The organism is Nocardia sp. NPDC127579 (genome assembly GCF_042672005.1).
Lineage (GTDB): Bacteria > Actinomycetota > Actinomycetes > Mycobacteriales > Mycobacteriaceae > Nocardia.
Genome location: NZ_JBHXVZ010000018.1, coordinates 1 through 16517, shown reverse-complemented (window position 1 = coordinate 16517; position 16517 = coordinate 1). Strand labels below are relative to the sequence as shown.

General features: G+C 67.7%; 20 protein-coding genes. 6 read left to right on the top strand and 14 right to left on the bottom strand.

Going from position 1 to position 16517, the window contains the following annotated elements; translation table 11 throughout:
* Positions 1-473: 473 nt before the first annotated feature.
* Both ACFVMC_RS32865 and ACFVMC_RS32860 read right to left on the bottom strand, forming a co-directional pair.
* Positions 474-1013 (bottom strand): hypothetical protein, encoded by a 540-nt coding sequence (locus ACFVMC_RS32865; RefSeq protein WP_379216834.1) that lies wholly within the window; start codon positions 1011-1013, stop codon positions 474-476.
* A 14-nt stretch (positions 1014-1027) separates the two neighbouring features.
* Positions 1028-2035, bottom strand: a complete 1008-nt coding sequence (locus tag ACFVMC_RS32860) for a recombinase family protein (RefSeq protein ID WP_379216833.1) — start codon at positions 2033-2035, stop codon at positions 1028-1030.
* A gap of 452 nt (positions 2036-2487) precedes the next feature.
* On the opposite strand from ACFVMC_RS32860, the gene ACFVMC_RS32855 reads away from it, so the two are divergent.
* The 3 genes from ACFVMC_RS32855 to ACFVMC_RS32845 all read left to right on the top strand — a co-directional run bounded on the left by ACFVMC_RS32855 (position 2488) and on the right by ACFVMC_RS32845 (position 3697).
* Complete coding sequence (locus ACFVMC_RS32855; RefSeq protein WP_379216831.1) at positions 2488-2718, top strand: hypothetical protein; 231 nt, start codon at positions 2488-2490, stop codon at positions 2716-2718.
* Between the two features lie 324 nt (positions 2719-3042).
* On the top strand, positions 3043-3369 hold the full coding sequence (locus ACFVMC_RS32850; RefSeq protein WP_379216829.1) for a hypothetical protein: 327 nt from the start codon (positions 3043-3045) through the stop codon (positions 3367-3369).
* Positions 3370-3409: 40 nt separating this feature from the next.
* Positions 3410-3697 (top strand): hypothetical protein, encoded by a 288-nt coding sequence (locus tag ACFVMC_RS32845; protein ID WP_379216827.1) that lies wholly within the window; start codon positions 3410-3412, stop codon positions 3695-3697.
* Positions 3698-3985: 288 nt separating this feature from the next.
* On the opposite strand, the gene ACFVMC_RS32840 is transcribed toward ACFVMC_RS32845, so the two are convergent.
* The 12 genes from ACFVMC_RS32840 to ACFVMC_RS32785 all read right to left on the bottom strand — a co-directional run bounded on the left by ACFVMC_RS32840 (position 3986) and on the right by ACFVMC_RS32785 (position 14222).
* Complete coding sequence (locus ACFVMC_RS32840) at positions 3986-4252, bottom strand: DUF6372 family protein (protein WP_379216825.1); 267 nt, start codon at positions 4250-4252, stop codon at positions 3986-3988.
* Between the two features lie 166 nt (positions 4253-4418).
* Positions 4419-4700, bottom strand: a complete 282-nt coding sequence (locus ACFVMC_RS32835; protein ID WP_379216823.1) for a hypothetical protein — start codon at positions 4698-4700, stop codon at positions 4419-4421.
* A 12-nt stretch (positions 4701-4712) separates the two neighbouring features.
* A complete protein-coding gene (locus ACFVMC_RS32830; protein ID WP_379216822.1) occupies positions 4713-5027 on the bottom strand; it encodes a hypothetical protein in 315 nt (104 codons plus the stop codon).
* A complete protein-coding gene (locus tag ACFVMC_RS32825) occupies positions 5024-7246 on the bottom strand; it encodes a hypothetical protein (protein ID WP_379216820.1) in 2223 nt (740 codons plus the stop codon). Before ACFVMC_RS32825 ends, ACFVMC_RS32830 begins: the two co-directional genes overlap by 4 nt.
* Positions 7243-10242: a toprim domain-containing protein gene (locus ACFVMC_RS32820; protein ID WP_379216818.1), complete on the bottom strand. Its 3000-nt coding sequence runs from the start codon at positions 10240-10242 to the stop codon at positions 7243-7245. The genes ACFVMC_RS32825 and ACFVMC_RS32820 overlap by 4 nt, the downstream gene beginning before the upstream one ends.
* Positions 10239-10988, bottom strand: a complete 750-nt coding sequence (locus ACFVMC_RS32815; protein ID WP_379216816.1) for a DUF4913 domain-containing protein — start codon at positions 10986-10988, stop codon at positions 10239-10241. Before ACFVMC_RS32815 ends, ACFVMC_RS32820 begins: the two co-directional genes overlap by 4 nt.
* A complete protein-coding gene (locus ACFVMC_RS32810) occupies positions 10985-12877 on the bottom strand; it encodes a type IV secretory system conjugative DNA transfer family protein (RefSeq protein ID WP_379216814.1) in 1893 nt (630 codons plus the stop codon). Before ACFVMC_RS32810 ends, ACFVMC_RS32815 begins: the two co-directional genes overlap by 4 nt.
* A complete protein-coding gene (locus ACFVMC_RS32805) occupies positions 12862-13173 on the bottom strand; it encodes a WhiB family transcriptional regulator (protein WP_379216812.1) in 312 nt (103 codons plus the stop codon). The genes ACFVMC_RS32810 and ACFVMC_RS32805 overlap by 16 nt, the downstream gene beginning before the upstream one ends.
* The gene (locus ACFVMC_RS32800) at positions 13170-13436 is read right to left on the bottom strand and encodes a hypothetical protein (RefSeq protein WP_379216810.1); all 267 of its coding nucleotides are present in this window, start codon (positions 13434-13436) and stop codon (positions 13170-13172) included. The genes ACFVMC_RS32805 and ACFVMC_RS32800 overlap by 4 nt, the downstream gene beginning before the upstream one ends.
* Complete coding sequence (locus ACFVMC_RS32795; protein WP_379216808.1) at positions 13433-13690, bottom strand: hypothetical protein; 258 nt, start codon at positions 13688-13690, stop codon at positions 13433-13435. Before ACFVMC_RS32795 ends, ACFVMC_RS32800 begins: the two co-directional genes overlap by 4 nt.
* Positions 13687-14016, bottom strand: coding sequence for a hypothetical protein (locus ACFVMC_RS32790; protein ID WP_379216807.1), 330 nt, complete (start codon positions 14014-14016; stop codon positions 13687-13689). Before ACFVMC_RS32790 ends, ACFVMC_RS32795 begins: the two co-directional genes overlap by 4 nt.
* On the bottom strand, positions 14016-14222 hold the full coding sequence (locus ACFVMC_RS32785; RefSeq protein WP_379216805.1) for a helix-turn-helix domain-containing protein: 207 nt from the start codon (positions 14220-14222) through the stop codon (positions 14016-14018). Before ACFVMC_RS32785 ends, ACFVMC_RS32790 begins: the two co-directional genes overlap by 1 nt.
* Positions 14223-14319: 97 nt before the next feature.
* Here ACFVMC_RS32785 and ACFVMC_RS32780 point away from each other — a divergent pair, with 97 nt between their 5' ends.
* The 3 genes from ACFVMC_RS32780 to ACFVMC_RS32770 all read left to right on the top strand — a co-directional run bounded on the left by ACFVMC_RS32780 (position 14320) and on the right by ACFVMC_RS32770 (position 16389).
* Positions 14320-15105, top strand: coding sequence for a GntR family transcriptional regulator (locus ACFVMC_RS32780; RefSeq protein ID WP_379216803.1), 786 nt, complete (start codon positions 14320-14322; stop codon positions 15103-15105).
* Entirely contained in the window at positions 15102-16103 is a 1002-nt protein-coding gene (locus ACFVMC_RS32775) for an asparagine synthase-related protein (RefSeq protein ID WP_379216801.1), read from the top strand. Before ACFVMC_RS32780 ends, ACFVMC_RS32775 begins: the two co-directional genes overlap by 4 nt.
* Before the next feature lie 82 nt (positions 16104-16185).
* Entirely contained in the window at positions 16186-16389 is a 204-nt protein-coding gene (locus ACFVMC_RS32770; RefSeq protein WP_379216800.1) for a hypothetical protein, read from the top strand.
* Positions 16390-16517: the final 128 nt, after the last annotated feature.

Sequence of the window (16517 nt, the reverse complement as noted above, 5' to 3'; positions counted from 1 at the left end):
GCAGGTCACATATTGAGTCGTCCTACTCCCAGCTCAGGCCGCAGATGGCACTGTTGACAGGCCCATTTTCACCATTTGGCAAACCTCGTGTTATGTGAATCAGCTATAAATTGATCGCTTTTTGTTCACATAGTTCGCGCGATTTCGCGAGGTGCGCGGTGCTGTCCGAACCGTCCGAACCGTCCAGCGCCCCAATCGATGTCGACCTCTGGTCAGACGTCGACGCCGTAGATCCTGCGTCCGCTGTCGGAATGGCTCCGATACTCGACGAGCTGCCAGAAGCCGGGGGAGTAGATCCGGGTGCCATAGATTTTGCTCCACATCGAAGATTTCGAGGAAGACGAGTTCGACTCTCCCCGCTTGGTATGACGACTACGACCTCGGCTACGACGAGGGCTGGGAGGACGGCTTCGCCCACGCGCAGTCAGACGAGGACGATGCCGACGGTCCCGTGCCCGACTTCTGAGCGTCGCCTATACCGGTGAAGCCTCAGCTGGTGTGAGTTCGCCTGTGCGGACCCAACGCCTGATCGACAACTCGCAGCCGGTCACCAACGTGACTCCATCAGCGAACCCAGTGTGAGTGGCCTTTCCGGCGCAGCCGCAGTAGCAGCGCCGCCGCGACCGGTACCGCGGCGGCATCACCTTGCTGGTTCGGTGCCCGGACTCCGCCGATCCAACCCTGCCGCCGGTCGCCGGTGCGCCTGTGGCGGCAGCCCAGCCGTAGATGAAATCCCAATCGAGATCCGGTAGATGCCGACGCAGCACACCACCACGCTCACCGACCGGTACATCGCCTGCGATGGTGGACCTGACCCAGGCGCAGGCGCGCGCGTCATCAGTGCCCTGCGCCAGGACCGCGATCTCCCGCAACGACGTGCCAGGCCGGCGGTCCAGGTGCCGCACGGTCGGATCGCGCTCTACCTCGCGGCGCTCGCGCCACATCGCGACGGCTTCGGCCATCACGAACGCGATGAGCAGCAGGTCGCCGGTCAGCCGCTCGTCCAGGGCCATCTCGCGGTGCCGTGTCATTGTGATCTCCCGGGGTTCTGGTCTCGGCGGCGTGAGGGCAACAGGTCGTCGTAGCGGTTCACCGTCGGCAGGCCGGGGCGCGAATCGGCGGGCAGCTCGGCCAGGACCGCGGCGAGTTCGGCCGCGTCGGCTCCGGACTCCGCGTCGGCTGGCGCGCGCTGGTCGTGCTCGCGCAGCAGCCGCATCACCGTCGCTGGTGAGGGGTGCTGACCCTTCTTCGCGCCTTTGGTGATCACCAGGCGTGCGGCGATGTCGCGCAGGCTGTGGTTCTGGTCGCGCAGGTGCAGCGCCATGGACAACATCGCGTCGTCGGCGACGGTGGCGCCGCCGATGGATTTTCCGCGCGCTCGGGCGGATTCGTGGCCTTCGAGGGTGCGGTCGCGGATGTATTCGCGTTCCATCCCCGACAGGGCGGCCAGCACGGTGAACACCACCCCGGCCGGGTCGTGGGAGCCCTGGAGTTCGCCGGTGAGGAATTCCAGGCCGATGTCGGCGGCCTTGAGGTGCTCGGCCAGCGCGGCGAGTTCGATGCCGCGCCCGAGGCGTTTGTGTTCGTGCACGACCAGGGTGACCGCGGCGCCGGAAGCGCGGATCTCCCGCGACAGCGTGACAGCGCGGTCGAGTTCGGGGCGGACCCGGGCGCGGGTGGAGATCTTCTCGGAGAAGATCCGGCCGACGCCGGCCGCGCGCAGCGAGTCGAGCTGGGTGTCCAGGGACTGGCGCACGGTGGAGGCGCGGGCGTAGCCGATACGCACGTGCCCGCTGGAATCGGTGACTGCGGCGGCCGGGCGCGGAAGCTCGATCCAGACCGAGCCGGGTTTGCGTAATGCCGGGGTCGCCACGTTGAGCGCTTTCGCGAGCGAGGGCTCGAGGCGGAAGCGTGCGGTGTGGTACTGGATGGCGACTTTGCCTTTGCCGGTGCGGCACGGTGATCCGGCCGGTGCGGCGCAGCTCGACATCGGGCAGTCGCGGGCCTCCACGCGGAGGAAGTCGTCGTCGCTCACCCACTCAGTGTTTCATAGATGTGTTTCATAGCGCAGGTTATTTGCAACATCCTATGAAACGAGAAATCCGCTGGACGCGCCCCGGATACCCCCGTGTTTCATAGGTGATCACCTATGAAACACGGTAGGGCTGGACCCCAAATGGACAAGGTGCGCACAAATGCAATCGGTGAGCTCCAAGCGCTTGGAGCTCACCGACCTGGGGTGTCGCACGCTCCCTTCGGCAGAGCGCGTAGCCGGACCGATGTGGTTCGGTCCCAACCTCGTGCCGCCCTTCCGTCCGGCGTCCCGGACTGGCCGGACCCTAAACACGTTTCGGGCTACCCGGTGGTGCAGTCGATCTCACGACCCCAGCAGAACAGACGCTACACCGAGGCACCGACATACCTGCTCGTCCACGACAACGCTCTCGCCCAGCGATACTGGACAACTGGGGCGACGAAGGAGACAACATGCTGGGCCGGAACAAGCGTGCCTGGTGCGAGATCTGCGCCGAGCAGGTCGACGCCGAGCACTGGCGGCGGCATCTGAGCGCTGCCGAGGCCGCCGACGTCGCCTCGGTGCTGAGTACGCCGATGTCGGCCGCTGCTGCGCCTGCTGGGCCAGTTCGGCGGTGGGCCTCGTTCCAGGCCCGGAAGATTCGCGCAACCTGGAACGGGCTGCGTAGGGGGCTGGAGCTCTGAAAATCTGACGCTGCGGGCCACGGCCGCTGTCACCCATGGGTGACTCTCTGCCGTTCGATCCGTGGCGTGCTCTGTAGCGAGTTCCATGGCGTGTTCCGTGGCGTGATCAAGTCACGCCACCCTCCGGTACGCAATCCCCCGCTCAGGCCGTACTTTCGCGGGCGCGCGCCGCCCAGGGTTCTATCCCTTCCGGTAGGAATACAGACACCACCCCCGGCCAGGCGAAGCCGCCGTTGAGGGGGCAAGAGTGACTCGCGGGCAACACATCCTGGCGTACCGTCGGAATACGATGTGTGCGACCTCGAGAGGCCCGAGATGGACAGCATGGCAGACCGGTACCGGGACCTGATCGCGGAAATGCAGCGGATCGGGTGGCGTCCGGACCGCGAACGGCTCGCTGCGATCGGCGCCGAGCTCATCGAACTCGCTCACCAGGTCGAAATCGGCGATGCCGCCGGCCGCGAGCGCGACCAGCTCGACGAGCTTCGTACCACCGCCCACGCTCTGCTGTCAGATGCCCGACACCACTATCAGATCGAGCTCGCTACCACCCGCGCCGCCCGGGAACGGGAACTGCACGACCGCATGTACCCGACGCAGCTGAGCCCGCAGCGCGACTTTCCTGAGCGGGGCTTCACCCGCGACCGATGAACACGGCAAGGATGTCGGTGCGTGTCCTTATCGTGGGCGCATGACCGACATATCGCCCCTGGCTGCGGTAGCGCGGTCCACCTTCGGTGACCCCGGTGTCCACGCCGTCGTGCGCGCCGGGCGCACCGTGCACGCGGTCAGTCTCGGGCAGTGGATCGGCGAGGAAGAAGCCCCCGAGCTCCTATGCCGGACCGGCGTCGCCGGATGGTCACCGGACGCGCTGGTCCCCACCCGCGCCGCGGTCACCTGCGCGCGCTGCCTTCGCCGCCTCGGCGGCCCCATCGATCAATCGCGCCAGCTGCCACTGTTCGGCACCACCGGCGATTAGAAGCCCCCGCTGCATAGCGCCGAGCATACTCGGACATATGTTCGAACAATGGGAGCCGGTGTACGAGGTCGAGGGACGTGTCGTCGAGCCGGGGCGGCTGTATCAGATCCGGGGTGGTGCCTGGGCGGAACCGGCACCGGTCGCTTGTCACAACGGACATCGACTCGGCCCGGACCGGGCACTCGTGGGGTCGGCGGCCTGCCAGGCGGTCTCAGGGTCACACCGCCTGCACACCTGCCTCGAATGCTTCTACACCGTCCACACACCGCCGCTACGGCCCGATTGCGATCATCCGCTCACCCGGTTCGGGCCAGCATCGCCGAGAGTGGTGTAACACGACGAACACACCGGCAACGGACCCACGGTCTCACCGCCGGCCTGCACCCGTATCAGATGACCGGGCTCGGCGGCACTCAGACAGACCGACGCGGGCGTACCGCGCCGCGGGTGATAGAGCGCACACACGCACCGGCATCCGCCGCCCTCGTTCTGCTCCCACTGGAACAGGGCGCCAGGTTCGACAGTGAGTACCGGCAGCGGGTCGAAAGCGGTCACGCCGCGATCCCGATATCGTCGACCGCGTCCGGTTTCGCTCGCGCGTGGGACAAAACCTCGGGACACATGAGCGCGGGACACCGACACAAATGTCCCGAAAATAGAAGGTGGCCCTGGCGGATTCCGCCCGCCAGGGCCACCTTCTATTTCAGCGATATCGAGGGCACTACCCCGTTGTCTGGGTGCTCAGCTGGTGAGCGAGCCAGGCAGCCGGATTCTCGGCCCGCTCGGCGAGCCAATCGCGGGTCCGCTCGTCCACCGCCGTTTCGACCAGCGCCGCCCACCTCCGTTCGATGCCGGCGGCGTCGCTGCCTGTCTCATGGAGGCGGAAGCACAGGGCGCCGAAGGCGTCGTCGCTCACGATCGCGGTAGCGACATCGGCGTTGTCGCCGGTCCAGGTGGTGGTGACGAGGTCGGTTACGAGCTGGTGCAGTCGTTCTCTACGCATGGTGTTCTCCGGTCAGGGCTGGTAGTCGATGTTTTCGATGTTGGTGGTGGCGTCGGCGAAGTAGCGCACCGCGCCTGCTGCGGTGACTTTCGGACGCCACCCGGTCAGGCGTGTGTACCCGCCGGAGGCCAGGACGGTGTCGAGCGCGTCCAGGGTCACGGGCAGCTCTGGGGTGGTGGCCACCGATTCCCACCACCCGGCCACGCCGCGGCGGGTCACACGGGTGGTGGTGTCGGCGAAGACCTCGCAACAGAAGATGTCCGCGACCGCGCAGTCCTGGCCGAGCCTGGCGATCATGTACAGGTCCACGAGCACGGTCTCGGTCACCGCTCGACCCCTTCCCCGCGCTGCTGGCGGTGGACAGGTCGGCTGGCCTGGGCTTGAGCTCGAGCATGGGCGTCGGCCTCGGCCCCGGTGCCGCGCTCGGACCGCGGTGAGCTGGCCCGCCCGGCATGCGACGCACGTCCTGCGGCGGCGGCCTGACGCTGCGCGCGCACGTCGTTGCATGCGGCGGCGACCTGGGCGACCTTGGCCTCCCAGTGCCGCGCCCGCTGGGAGGCGACTTTGCCGAGCTCTCCGGCCTGGCGGGCACGCTCGTCGATCAAGTCGCGGATCTGCCCACGCACGCCGGGTTCGATTCCGGCCAGTGCCAGGGCTTTTCCGAGCCGGGCGCGGCGGTCGGTGAAGACCTCACGCTCCTGCTGAACTCCCGAGGCGCGGGCTCCGGATGCTACGGAGTAGATCGAATTTCCCATCATGTCTATCGCGAACTGCACATTGCTGCCCTCGCGGTTGCTGGGATCGACCGTGACCGCGCCGTCCTCGATCCGCTGCGTGATCGCCTCCCGCGTCGCTTTCGAAAGCTGGGAAGCCTTCGCCCCGGCCCGGGTGTCGTCCGCAGCCGCCTTCGAGCGCTCGTCAGCGAACAGCAGTTCCGGCAGCGCCTTGGCGTCGGCGATGCGGCCGTGGTCCACATCGGCGAGCACCGCGCCCAAATGGGCGCGCTCCATCCCCGCTAACCCCGCGCCGTTTTCGATGGTGGTGCGCAGCTGCTCGCGCTCTTGCGCGAGGTGGGTGATACGGGTGTTGATGTCATCGGAGACGGTCATCGCACCGCCATAGCTGACCACAGCACCAAGTTTTCCCCGCTCCTGTGGGTCGATCCCGCCCTCGGCGAGGAAATCGGCGTCAGCGCGCAGCGCGGCGACCTCGTCGGCGTAGAGCTGGAGCGCTTCGGTGAGCACGTAGCGGTCGACATGGTCAGGCCACAGCTGCACATCGACATCACGCCCGGCGGCGATCTCGCTGCCCGCCTTGCGGACCCGGTCCTGGTCCTCGGTGCTCATCACCGCGATCTCCTCGCGCACGATCGCACCTGCCCGCGGGTTGGCCGCGAAGGATGTGAGCAACTGCGGGATGCGAGGACGCACCTCCATCCCGGGATCGACGAAGGCCGGGGACGCCAGCAGGTCGACTTGGCTGACGTCGGCGCGGCCGAGGTAGTCGACGACGAACTCCACACGCGCCTGATCGTTTTCGGACAGCCGCGCCGCGGCCAGGTCGATGCTGAGCTGCTCACGGCGCCGCGCCTCGTCGGCCAGGTGCCCGCGCGGGTCGGCGGCAGCCTCAGTCGTGCCCCGCCACGCTGAAATCGCTTCGGTGACCGCTGCTTTCGCCTGGTCGGGCAGTGCGAGTGCGGCGATGATACCCATGGCCGCAGACTCGCGTGCGGCCATGCGGTCGGCGTCCGCGCGGTCTTGGGCTCCGACCGCATCAAAGGCCGGATCCAGGCTCGCTGTCAGGTTTTCGGCGTCTACGATCACCCCCCATCGCGCGGCGTAGGAGCGGGTGAGCCGGTCGAGATGCGTGGCGGCGATCGCGGAGCTGGGATGCCAGAGCAGGGCATCGGCGAGCGCGCCGACAGTCGCCGCGGCTGTAGGGTCGTTCGCGGGTGCTGCTTGCAGCCGGGCCTCGGCGCGAGCCTGGGTCTGCTCGGCTCGGGCGGTGACTTCCGCGACCGCCTCGGGGCCGGCGGCATGGGCCTCGTCCAGGGCCCGCAATAGGCGGGCGTCGTTCCAGCGCGCCTGGTTCACAGCGACCGTTGCCAGCAGATACGCCATTCGCTGACCGGTGCCGATCGGGTGGCCGAAACCGAGTTGCTCGGCGGCAGTGGGGGTTTCGGCGAGGGTGGTGGGATCAGACATGTTGTTTCCTTCCAATCGGGTGGGCCGGTTCTGCTCCCAGGCGGGAGCAGGTTCGACCGGGGCGCTCATCTCGGTGCGGGAGATGCCGCGTCGTTCGGCGGCCCGGAGCTGGTGTTCGCGGGTGGCTTTGCCGATCGCCGCCAGTTGCGCGGGACTCGGCGTGCGCTTCTCCGGCGCGAGGCTGGGGTCGAACAGCCGCGCGATGACCTGTCGACCCCGCAACTTGCCGACCATGCGCGCGGTGAGGGACCGGCCAGGGCTTTTGCCCATCTCGCGCAGCTGGCGGCGGGTCTTCAAATGCGCTGGTGCCATCCCCCAGGGGTATTCGTCGACGGCGGTCATCGGCCCAGGTCGCCCTCGTCGCGACCGCGGCCCTTGCCGCGATGGTGGGTGTGCTGCACGCCCTGCCCAGGTGCGGTCCTGCGAGGCTGACCGGGCTTGACCAGGAACTGCGCGGCCTTCCTGGCGCGTCCGGCGTCGGCGGCCAGGCGCTGAGAGACCTCATCGGGGTCCAGGCCCGCACGCTCGAGATTCGCCGCGAACACCGCGCGTCGCGCGGCGCTGTCGTAGGCCGGCGGTTCCGGCGAGCGCGTCGCCTCCACAGCCTCGCGGCGCTCCTCCCACCGCTCGGCGATGCGGGCAGCCTGTTTGCCCATGCTGGCGGCCTGCCCCACGCCCTGGTACAGCTCGGCTTGAATCCGGTCGCGCATCGGCTTGCTCACCCCCGCAGCGGCCAGGGCGCTGTCGAGCTTCGCCGTGGCACCGGACTGTTCGTAGTCGCCCAGGCTGGCCCGCCCGGCTGCCACCGCGGACTGGGTGTCCATCACCCTGGTGATGTCGTTGCGGGTCCGGCGCGGGGTCCCGCGCGGGACCGCGTTCGACTCCATGAGCAGTTCGACCTGGCGGCGGGTGGCGGCGCTGGCGTTCGAGGCGAGCCGTCCCGCGCGTTCGGCGTCGATCGCCGCAGCGGTGACGTCGTCGGCGAACAACATCTGCGGCAGCGGTTTGCCCGCCTCCACATCCCGCAGCACGGCGTTGAGCTGGTCTTTCTCCAGCTGATGCAAGCCCTTGCCGTTGGTGATGGCATCAGTGATCGCCGTACGATGCGCCGCGGCCTGCTTACGCATCCCGGCGGCGGCGGTGTCGTCGATCCTGTTGGCGCGCACCGCGGCCGCGTCGGCCTGTGGCGCCAGCACCGCATACATGCGCACCTGGGCGCCGAGTTCCGCGCGGTCGACATGCTCGGGCCACAACGGCGCGAACGTCTTGGTGGGATGTTGCAGGATCGCGTTGCCGCGCTCACGTGCTTTGGCTTGATCTTCCGGGGTCAGCACCTTCAGCGCCGCGTTGAGCTTCGCGCGCGTCACCTCGATCAAGCTGCGGTTGCCGACCGGCCGATCGGGGTGGCGTGACGCCAGGCGAAGCTGATACTCCTCGAACAGCTTGTCGATCCCGGGCTTGGCCTCCTCTGCCGGGTCGACCAGGCATTCGCTGAGCTTGCGCAGCTGGGTGGTCGCTGTCGCCGCCTGGACCCGCCCGAGTTCGGAATCGGGGACCTGCTGATCCGGTGTGCCCAGGAACGCGGCCACGAACCGCACCCGGGTGACGGTCTGTTCGCCGACGCCCTTGTCGGCCAGCTTCTTACTCAACTGCGACAACCGCTGTGCGCTCGGGTCGGCGCGCCAGGCCGCGATCTCGGCGTAGAGCTCCTCTTTCACCGACTGGTCGAGTTCCTCGCGGGCGATCATCTCGACCATGCGGGTCTGGGCGTCACGTACGCGGGCTTGCGACGCGCGGGCGATCTCGGCGTCGCGCAGGCCGGCCGCCAGCTGCGGCGCCGCACCCGCATCCACAGCGGTGCCGACCGCGCCGGTGGTGGCGTCGATCTCGATCCCGAATCGCGTGTGCACGTGGGCTTTCAACTGGATCAGCGATTCACGCGCCACCTCGCTGTCGGGAGCCCACATCGCCGCGTCGGCCACCGCCTCGGCGATCTCGGCGCGCGAGGCCCTGTCGAAACCCTTCTCGCGCAGTTTCCGCAGGCGGGCTTCGGCCGCAGCCTGTTTGACCGCGAGTTCGGCATCGGCTTTGGCTTTCGCGGCCGCGTCCTCGGCAGCGGCCCTCAGCGCTGCGGCGCGAGCGGCGGCGACCTGGCGCTGGGCGAGGGTGAGCGCGTACTGCATCAACAACCGCATGAACGCGACCCAGGCGCCGGAGACATGGTCGACGCTGTCGTCGTGGTGGATGGTCGTGGCGTCAGGCATCGAGGAAGGCCCTTCCTGGTCAGATGAGACAGCCGAGACGACATCGGTCTCGGCTGTAGGGGATTGCGGCGCGATAGCAGGCGCTGGTGGTCTGGTAGTGAAGGGATCCAGGTGCGGGATCGGCTCCAGATCGGCGATCTCGTGCCCGGCCTGCAGGTGGTCGTGCAGGTCCTTACCGGTCGCGGCCTGCAGCACCCGCACGCGCTGCACGAGTCCGGTCAAGCTGGCCATGACCTTCTCGGCACGCCGATATCCCGGTGCGTCGCGGTCGGCGACGATCACCACCGTGCCCGCGCCCCGCAACCAGGCCGCATGCTCTGGCTTCCACGAGCCAGCACCGCCGGCGTTCGTCGTCGCGGTCAGACCAACGGCTTCGGCGGCCAGGACGTCCTTCTCGCCCTCGCACACATAGATCACGCGCCCGGATTCGATCGCGGCCAGCACACTGGGCAGCTGGAACGGGATCGGCGCGAAACCGGTCTCGGCCCAACCCGACTCGTGGCTCCAGGACCGCTGATGAAACGTCTTGTCGCGTCCCTGGGCAAAGCGGGCCTCCTCACGGATGACCTCGCCGACGACCTCACCATCACGATCGGCGTAGGAATAGACGGCGGTCTGGCGCCACGGCGAAACCTGCTGCCCCAGATCCTTTTTCCGCTGGGTCAGCGGCAGCCCGGCAGCGTCGATCGCCCGATCCGCCGCCGAGACCTGCCGCACCCGCGCAGGCTGGCGGGCTTGTCCGCGCGTCCGGGTGATCGGCTTGTCGTAGAGGTCACTCAGCCCCAACCCGACCTTGTCGAGCACCGCGAGGTCATCACAGCCCGCCCGGCACTGCACCTTCGTCCGCCCGGCATCGGCCAGGTACTTCACGATCAACGACGGCTTGTGCGGGCGGCCATCGGCCTCATGCACCGGGCAGCAGTACTTCGTCCACGCCCCGGCAGGCCGTCCCGGCCCGACCGCCTGCTCCAGCGCGGCGGTGACCGTCTCCCACGAACCCCGGCTACGATCGGCCTTGCGCGCGCCCGCGCGCCCCCGCGCCTGCACGCGCATGCCGGGAGCTGGCGCGCTCATCCGGGAAACTCCCAACTCCCGTGGACCTGTTCGCGGCGCCCGATCGGCGCGCCCGGCAGCACCAGATGAGCGGAAATGATCTCCTGATCGCCGCTGTAGCCGTCGTCGAACGCCTCCTGCGGCGCGATCTCCACCGTCAACCGCGTCATCCGCGCCGTGTGGCCCTGGTGGACCGAGCAGTGCTTGAACGGGCCTGACGGGTCGAGGATCCGGTCCATCATCGGGTCGAAATAGACGAGCCAGAACGCGGCGAGCTCGGTCTCCTCGCCATGACGCAGCAGTTCGAAGCACTGGTGCAGCGCCTCGAACCGGGCGACCACCTCACCATGGACCCACCACAACGGGCACCAGCGCAGCTGACCCGAGGTGCGGCCGTTCACATCACGGCGGTAGATCTCGACGACGTACTCCTCGACAAACTCCTTGACCGTCGGATACAGCCATTCCCGCACCTCGACCGGCTCCTCGGCATCGGCCTCCGGCCCAGGTTCGGGTTCGGGTTCCGGTTCGGGGTTGAGGGCCCGTTCGGCTTCGACCACGGCGGCCTCGCGCATGCCGGAAACGACTTCTTTGGTGAGCAGGTCCGCGACTACGCCCTCGGCGACCTGCTTGGCGGTCGCGTTGATCTGGGCGTTGACGGCTTTGCGGATCGCGGAATCGAGCATCTCGCCGAGATCACCGCGCGAAAGCCCTGCCGCCTCTTCGGTGCTGGTCGTCTCGTCCTGCTGAAAGTTGCTGTCGGTCATGCGATCCGGCCTTCCTCGTCGTCGTCTGTCCATGGCCGCACCACGTGCAGCGGCGCACGTCGCGGGCGGGTCTGGGGGCTGGTTTCGAGCGCGGTGAGCGCGTCGGTGATCCGGTCGGCGTACGGGCGGTCGAACCACGGCACGGCCGCGGCCAGGGTGGCGCGGTGACCGGCGGGAAAGACGACCATGCGGCCTTTGGGCAGGGCGCTGATGTCGCTCGGGGTCAGGGTGGGTTCGGTGGTGCGCTGGGTCGAGGTCGACCGCGACACACCACCACGCTCACCGCGGCTGACCGAGACCGAGGTGGACAGTTCGTAGTGACTTCCGACGAGCTCGCTCATGTCCCTGAGGAAGCTCACGTCCTTGACGTTCGCCCCGATGACCAGCACGTTCGACGCCGACAACAGCGCCCGCATACCCAGCTCGCCCCAGACCCGCATGCCCTGAGCCCAGGACTGAAGGATCGTCATCACGACCATGCCGCGTGACCCGAAATGGCTGTACATCTCGGGCAATTCGCGCCAGCGCACAATGTTGGCGGCCTCATCCAGCACGCACAGCATCGGCACCGGCAACCGCCCGCCCGGGTGGAAGCTGCCTTCACGCGCTCCCGCGTCGGCAATCGCGGCGCACAACGCGGTCAGCAGCGGTGCGGCCGAACCCGCCTTCTCCTGCGACAGCAGATACAGCGTGTCCCGCGAGCGCACGAACTCGTCCGGGTCGAACGCCCGCCGCGGCGCCTCACCCTTGACCGGCGGGGTGACCCACGGCGCGATGTGCGGGAACCTCAGGCACCCGGCCTGCTTCTTCGCGGTGGAGAACACACCGGACTTCTCTTTGTCGGCCGCCCCGTACTGGGCCGCGAGCGCCCCGGCGGCCAGGTCGTAGCCGCCGGACTGCAAGATGTCGACCGGCTCCTGATCGTTCGGGGTGGTCACCCACTTGAACACCTGGGTGATCGGGGCCTTGGCCACCGCGCACGCCAAAATCAGCCCCGCCAAAAGGTCTTCGCCTTCCTGGGGGAAGAAGTTGTCGCCAGAGCCCTCGCCGTCCTTGGACGTGGCGAATTTCCCGGCGAGCTCGGCCGCGCGCTGCATCGCACCAACGCCGCCGTCATCCCCGGCCACCCACTCGATCGGATCCCAGTACCAGGTGCAGCGCTCACCGGCGATGCCCTGAGGGTCGAAGACGTGCGTCGCGCCGACCTCACCACGCACGGTGCGGGTCGCATCGACCACGTCACGTTTGTTCGATGTGGCGATTACCGCACCGGGAGCCTCCACGATCGCCGGAATCACCCGGCTGGTGGACTTGCCCGAGCGCGGACCCCACAGGTCAAGGTGCAGATCCTCATAGGAGGCATACAACGGTCGACCATCCATGACCGCCCGCGCGATCATGACGCCGGGCTCGTCGTCGTCGCGCAGCGCCACCTTCAGCTCACGAGCCTTGCCGAGCACCGCATCACGGGAAAGATCAGCCAGCTCCTTCCCATGAGCCATGTAGCGGGCCTGGCTGTCCACAGCTTCGGCCTTGATCCGCTTGCCGCCCACCGCTTTCCAGCCACCGCCGCGCAGCTGCTGGCATTTCCGGCATCCGGCCATCCACGCCCACACCGACCCCGCCGCTACCGCAGCAGTCCCGGCCACGAGGGTGGCCGCACCCCACGACGAGGCAGCAGTCCACGCCAGATCACCCGTGGCCAAATGGACGCCCAGACTGATCGGGTTCCACGGCACATCCGGATCCGGGGCGCTGGAATACAGACGCTCACCGACGCGGATGCTCATCCCGGCCGCCTCGGCGACTCCGAACACACCCGCGACCGCGATCAGCGACTTCCACTCCGAAAGATCGCCGCTGCCGGGCTGTTTCACGCGGCGGTCCACGACGGCTCCTTCGTTTCGGTGGCGATCGCAGCCAGCTCGTCCCGCGCGGCTTCGGCCTTGCGGCTTTTCGGGTCCAGCGGCAGATACACCCCAGCGACGACGCAGCCGCTCAGCGCGCCGGACGCGGCCATCGGCAATGCCCAGGCCGCGCACTGCCTGAGCCGCGGGCACGCAGTGCAGAAGCCCTTCGCGGTTCGGATCGCGCCCGCCGCGAGCCCGTAAGGGAAAAAAATGTCCTGGTCGACGCCGGCGCAGGCGCGGTCCGGGAAACCAGCAGGATCTGGGAGACGGGTCATCGCAGCTCACCGCCCTGCGGTGCCGGAGTGGTGGTCGAGCGGGCGATGCAGAACGGCGCGCACGGGCCCGGCGTCCGGGTGGTGCTCGGCACGGTCGAGTACTCGGTCTGCGGGTACGCCCGCACCACCAGCACCAGCGCCAGCAGTGCGGTGAACACCACGAACCCGAACAGGCCGGCCATCACGCCGACGCCGCCGAGAACACCGCCACCGCCGCCGGACAGCACCACCGGGATGGGGATCACGCGTTCGCGAATTCTCATGCCGTCGCCCCCGCGACGGTCGACTCGGTGGCGGTCTCCCGGCGCCGGGCACGTGGTGTGCCCAGGCGGGTCATGGCCGCGGCGGTGGTCAGTGTCTCCATGCGCGGCGAGTTGATGTACATCGACTCGCGATCGGACATGTCGTCGATCAGCACCTGCATCGTGCGCAACTCGCTGCGCAGGCGCTGCACCTCAGCGGTCGGAGTCGTTGCGCGAGTCCAGATCTCGCGTAGCCAGGCCGCCGGGGTCGTCATCGGGTCCACTCCGCCCGCTCGGCCGCGGTCATCGGCCAGTGCGACTGCTGCACCCGGATCACGGCATCCAGCGCGTCCAAACCCGCCGTCTCGGCGTGCATCCGGATCAGACCCCAGACCATCGCCACGTTCGGGCTCTCCGGCTCCCACAGCAGCGGGCCCCACTGGTCGACGATCTCGGCGATGCACAGGCCGGCCACCGCCTGCGCGCGGGTCATCAGCCGATCCGGCGTCAGTGACAGCCGGATAGCGCCCTCCGCGATCTCGCATCCGACGTGCTCGGTGCGAGAGCTGGTGAGCCACTCGCCATCTCGGTGAATTGTCATCACGCCTCCACCTCGGCGACCGGAATGCGGACGATCAGCTTCAGCACGTCGGCGCGATCCACGCGGATCGCGTGACCAGAGACCCGGTAGGCGGGGATCTTCTGCTCGCTGATCCAGCGGCGCATCGTCTTCGGGCTGATGCCGAGCATCTCGGATGCGCGGGCAAGGGCGATCAGCGTCGGGGTCGATTCCTGAGCGTTTGGCATCCCATGTCCTCCAATGTCCATCTGTTCTACTGTTAGCGTGTTCTAGTGAACCATAACACTGGAATGGTGCGCTAGGGTTGGGGCGAAAGGAGGCGGAATGGCCATTAACGAGCAATCAGGTGTGAAGCCATCTGTGCAGGTGGCGAGCGGTATCCGCGATGACATCGCCAGCGGCAAGTACCCCAAAGGGAGCCGCATCCCCTCGGCACGCGAGCTGGCCGATACGTACGGCGTCGCCCTGACTACCGCCTTTAAGGCCGTGGAGAAACTGCGTGAGGAGGGACTAGTCGAGACGCGCCGCGGGAAAGGATCCTTCGTATCCGCTCGCACTGAGCTGTTCCGCCAAGGAACCCGCCGCTACGCACGCACCCCCGCAGGTCACGCCCCGAACATGACCGAAGCGAACGCCGGTGGATGGCGCGACGAGGTGAAGGCGGAGCGCTGGCGGGAACAGGCATCTGCGGCCATCGCCGAGCGGTTACAGATCGCTCCAGGCGACGACGTGACCGTCGCCCGCTACACCTGGTTCGTCGATGACGCACCGATCCAGGTCGGCACCCAGTACGAGCCCCTCGCGCTCGTCCGAGGAACCGCCATCGAAGAGCCCGTCGACGGCACACGCGGAAATCCCGGTGTAATCGCTCGATACGACTCGATCGGCATCTACGTCGACCGTGTCGAAGAGCGCACCCGCGCGCGAATGCCCACACCGGAGGAAAGCCGCATTCTGCAGATCAAGTCGGGTGTGCCCGTGCTTTTCCTCACCCGCACCCACTACGCCGGCGACACCGCCGTGGAGACCGCTGACATCGCCATAAGAGGCGACCGCATGGTCATCAACGCCATCCACGAAGTTCCAGTCCCCGAAGGGAAACCACAGTGACCAACCCGATCACCAGCAAGCAAACCAGCGAGCCCTGGCAGCAGATCGCCGACCTCCGCGACATCGCCACCCTCCGCCCTGGCCTGCGACAGCTGACTGACCCCCACCACGCCGCCGAGCTCCTCCGCGCTGAGATGCGCGACCGGCTCGAGGCCGTGCTGAAAGCCTTTCCGCACGAGCCAGTCATCCTGCTCAGTGGTGGTGTCGACTCGATCGCCGTCGCGGCCGCAGCCGTCGAACTCGGGGCACACCCACACGCGATAACCGTCGTCACCTCCGAGGGAACCGATGCCGCCAACGCCACCGTTGCGGCGCAGGCCCTCGGGCTCACACATGAAGTGATCGAGCTCGACACACAGGCTGTTGGAGACCTCGCACGAGAATCGGTCACGCGCCTGGGGACATCGGAACTGTGGGAGGTCAGCTACGCAGTGCCACTATTGGCCGTCGCGAACAGTCTCGACAAGCGCGGTCCAGTCGGCCCGCTACTCACCGGCTCGGCGGCCGACGCCATCCTCGCTGGCGGAAAAACACTCCATCAGCCCATCGAAACCGCTGCGGCCGTCGAGGAACTCGACCAGATCATCCGCAAGGAATCGGCGCACAACTTCCAGTACGAGCGGCTCGTGCCAGACTTCCAACATCGGATACTCCCTCAGTACGAGGACCGCTTCATCCACCTCTTCCAGACACTCCGATTCTGGGAGCTCACCGAAACCTTTGCGCCTCCAGCGCTCTTCGGCGAGCTCGGCGGATCTAGCGTGGACAAGCTGTGTCTGCGAATCGCCTGCGAACAGCTGCTGCCCGAGACAGCCAAATCGCTTGCGACGGCGAAGAAGTCGCCCATTCAGCGGTCAGCCGGAATTATGGGCGCACTCATGGATGCTGCGCGCCAGGCAGCAGCTGATCTACCTGGGGCACAGACCTACACCAATCCGCTGACCGAATCGCCTGACGCCGTAGCGACTCGGCTCTACCTGGCCAGCCTGAGCAACTGAAGTCAGAAAAATCTTGGAGAAAACCCACCGACGCGGCGCGCCTCCGCGCCCGCAGATGGCGGCTGTACTAGTACTTGGACCCATGGCTATCAGAGAGAAGCTTCCCGCCACGAAACCTGTCGGCACGAATCTCTCGTACGAAGTGATCGCTGCCCTGGACGAAGCGGTGAAAAAGCGCGGATTGAGTAAGCGAGCGCTGCTCGAGATCGCACTGCGGCGTGAGCTCGGAATGCCTGAATACCCCGGTGCCCGGACCAACCAGCAGGAGCTGCCCATCTCGGCATAACACGATGACCGCGCTCGAAAAGTCGCGGTAAGTCCCCCCCCCCCCCCCCAAAAAAAAGAGAAGGCCCCCGGCTGCAACCAGGGGCTCTTCGACGACCCAGAAGGGCCTACGCTTTGCGAAGCGGCTCT

Bases quoted from the DNA above. Each gene is read 5' to 3' on its own strand.
- ACFVMC_RS32865 (WP_379216834.1), bottom strand. From the start codon at position 1,013: ATGGCCCTGGACGAGCGGCTGACCGGCGACCTGCTGCTCATCGCGTTC.
- ACFVMC_RS32855 (WP_379216831.1), top strand. From the start codon at position 2,488: ATGCTGGGCCGGAACAAGCGTGCCTGGTGCGAGATCTGCGCCGAGCAG.
- ACFVMC_RS32850 (WP_379216829.1), top strand. From the start codon at position 3,043: ATGGCAGACCGGTACCGGGACCTGATCGCGGAAATGCAGCGGATCGGG.
- ACFVMC_RS32845 (WP_379216827.1), top strand. From the start codon at position 3,410: ATGACCGACATATCGCCCCTGGCTGCGGTAGCGCGGTCCACCTTCGGT.
- ACFVMC_RS32835 (WP_379216823.1), bottom strand. From the start codon at position 4,700: ATGCGTAGAGAACGACTGCACCAGCTCGTAACCGACCTCGTCACCACC.
- ACFVMC_RS32825 (WP_379216820.1), bottom strand. From the start codon at position 7,246: ATGACCGCCGTCGACGAATACCCCTGGGGGATGGCACCAGCGCATTTG.
- ACFVMC_RS32820 (WP_379216818.1), bottom strand. From the start codon at position 10,242: ATGAGCGCGCCAGCTCCCGGCATGCGCGTGCAGGCGCGGGGGCGCGCG.
- ACFVMC_RS32815 (WP_379216816.1), bottom strand. From the start codon at position 10,988: ATGACCGACAGCAACTTTCAGCAGGACGAGACGACCAGCACCGAAGAG.
- ACFVMC_RS32805 (WP_379216812.1), bottom strand. From the start codon at position 13,173: ATGACCCGTCTCCCAGATCCTGCTGGTTTCCCGGACCGCGCCTGCGCC.
- ACFVMC_RS32800 (WP_379216810.1), bottom strand. From the start codon at position 13,436: ATGAGAATTCGCGAACGCGTGATCCCCATCCCGGTGGTGCTGTCCGGC.
- ACFVMC_RS32795 (WP_379216808.1), bottom strand. From the start codon at position 13,690: ATGACGACCCCGGCGGCCTGGCTACGCGAGATCTGGACTCGCGCAACG.
- ACFVMC_RS32790 (WP_379216807.1), bottom strand. From the start codon at position 14,016: ATGACAATTCACCGAGATGGCGAGTGGCTCACCAGCTCTCGCACCGAG.
- ACFVMC_RS32785 (WP_379216805.1), bottom strand. From the start codon at position 14,222: ATGCCAAACGCTCAGGAATCGACCCCGACGCTGATCGCCCTTGCCCGC.
- ACFVMC_RS32780 (WP_379216803.1), top strand. From the start codon at position 14,320: ATGGCCATTAACGAGCAATCAGGTGTGAAGCCATCTGTGCAGGTGGCG.
- ACFVMC_RS32770 (WP_379216800.1), top strand. From the start codon at position 16,186: ATGGCTATCAGAGAGAAGCTTCCCGCCACGAAACCTGTCGGCACGAAT.